Source organism: Paracoccus sp. Z118 (assembly GCF_019061185.1).
Classification (GTDB): Bacteria; Pseudomonadota; Alphaproteobacteria; order Rhodobacterales; family Rhodobacteraceae; genus Paracoccus.
Map to the genome: position 1 here is coordinate 1 of NZ_JAHQZU010000078.1, position 1,872 is coordinate 1,872.

Here is a 1,872-nt window from a genome sequence, read left to right on the forward strand (position 1 = left end):
TGCCTGGTCGCCGTGGCGCTGGCCCGCAAATACCCCGATCTGGTCGGCGGTCTCGTTCTGGCCTCGGGCTACTACTTTCCGACCGCGCGGCCGGACGTGGCCGGGATGGCGGTTCCGGCGGTCCCGGTGGTGGGCGATGCCATCCGTTACACGATCTCTCCAATCCTGAGCCGGCTGGCATGGCCGCTCCTGATGCGGACGATCTTCGGGCCTCGGCCGGTGCCGGAGAAGTTCGCCGGGTTCCCGAGGGCCATGGCGGTCCGGCCGTCCCAACTCCGCGCGAGCGCCGCGGAATCCGCCCTGATGGTCCCGGAGGTTCTTGCGGCCGGCGACAGCTATCGGCAACTCAGCATGCCCGTCTGCATCATCGCGGGTGCCGACGACCGTCTCGTGGATGCCGACGATCAGTCAGCCCGGCTGCACGGGGATATCTCGCAGAGCAGCTTTCATCGTGTTGCGGGCGCGGGTCACATGATCCATCAGACCGCGACGGAAGCGGTCATGAACGCGATCGACAAGGTGGCCTTGCCCAACGGTCAGGCTGCACGGGCCGGGGCCGGGTGATCGACCGCCGCTCCGGCGTCATGGTTGGTGGCGGCCGTGAAGCGGATCAGTGAACCCCGAGCTTTTCCGAGCGACAACGGAGATCTTTGCTGCTATCAGCGACATATCGATATTCGCTTGCCGAGCTTCGGTTGTTGCGCGATTGGCACCGCGCCCTGAACAGACCTCCCTTTCAAAATCGCTATCTCGCCCGTGTCGCTCCTTGCGCCACGGTCATCCAGCATGCCTCTGAAAGGGTTCATCATGACCACCGGCACAGTAAAATGGTTCAACGCCACCAAAGGTTTCGGCTTCATTCAGCCTGTCAATGGTGGTCCGGGCGCCTTCGCCCATATCTCGGCCGTCGAGCGGTCGGGCATGGGCGAAATCACCGAGGGCCAGAAGATCGGCTACGACATGGAACGCGACAGCAAGTCGGGCAAGATGTTGGCCTGCAATCTCCAGGCTGCCTGACCTCGCCTCTGCCTTCCCTTGCCGAGGCATGCAGGTGCATTCATGAGCAAGCGACACCGTTGAAGGTCAGGCGGACTGCCTGACCTTTTTTCTTGCCGCTCAACCAAGCGAGCTTTCAGTGGTGAACCGCATGACGCAGACATGCAGCTGGTCGCGGGCGCAGGCCGAGATTGCCTTCGCCGAGGCGCAATCGCAGTTCCTCGCTCGGGAACGACCGATCGACGAGCTCGACGCCGTCGCCCAAGCCCGGGCGGAGAAGACCTTGCGCCTCAAGACCGCCCGCATGGCGCGAGATCAGAAAGAGCATGCAAGGGTGGCCGCCCCAACTTCGTCGAAACCATCCAAAAGGGCCTGACCTCGAGGCTCTCCATACTTCAGACAGGATACAGATTTGAGAACCGCCAAAGCCAACGATCTCGACGACCGCCGCAGTGCTGCTGCCGATGCGAAAGCCGCGCTCCTTCGCGCCTACCGCACCAGGATGAACGCCGCCGAACCCACCCGCCTTGCGCGGCAGGAAGAGCTTGTCGCGGCCGCCGCGGCCCGTGAGAAGAGGCGCGAAGAGCGGGATCGGATCAAGGCTGAAGCGCGCGAGCGGCAGCAGGAGCAGGAACGCATCCAAGCCGAGGCGGCCGCCTATCAGGACGCCGCCAACGTTGCCGCGAGAGCCGAGATCGAGGCGCGTGAACGGGCTGACAGCATGATCGCCCGTGTGATCACGGATGAGGCTGCACGAAAGGCCGACCGCGACCGCCGCTATGCCGGCCGCAAGGCCCGGCAGCGGTAGCCTCTCCCCGGCTTCCGAAGGTCATGACCTCCGCGCCCGGCGCGCGGACAGACCTGCTGTGCGCTCGC

The 1,872-nt window shown here is 64.9% G+C and carries 4 protein-coding genes; all 4 read left to right on the forward strand.

Annotated features, from left to right (window positions below):
* The coding region (locus KTN05_RS17435; protein WP_217330637.1) for an alpha/beta fold hydrolase at positions 1-564 on the forward strand (564 nt) is incomplete at its 5' end.
* A gap of 243 nt (positions 565-807) precedes the next feature.
* Positions 808-1,017: a cold-shock protein gene (locus tag KTN05_RS17440; RefSeq protein WP_217330638.1), complete on the forward strand. Its 210-nt coding sequence runs from the start codon at positions 808-810 to the stop codon at positions 1,015-1,017.
* A gap of 130 nt (positions 1,018-1,147) precedes the next feature.
* Positions 1,148-1,372 (forward strand): hypothetical protein, encoded by a 225-nt coding sequence (locus KTN05_RS17445; RefSeq protein WP_217330640.1) that lies wholly within the window; start codon positions 1,148-1,150, stop codon positions 1,370-1,372.
* Between the two features lie 36 nt (positions 1,373-1,408).
* Complete coding sequence (locus KTN05_RS17450; protein WP_217330639.1) at positions 1,409-1,804, forward strand: DUF6481 family protein; 396 nt, start codon at positions 1,409-1,411, stop codon at positions 1,802-1,804.
* Positions 1,805-1,872: the final 68 nt, after the last annotated feature.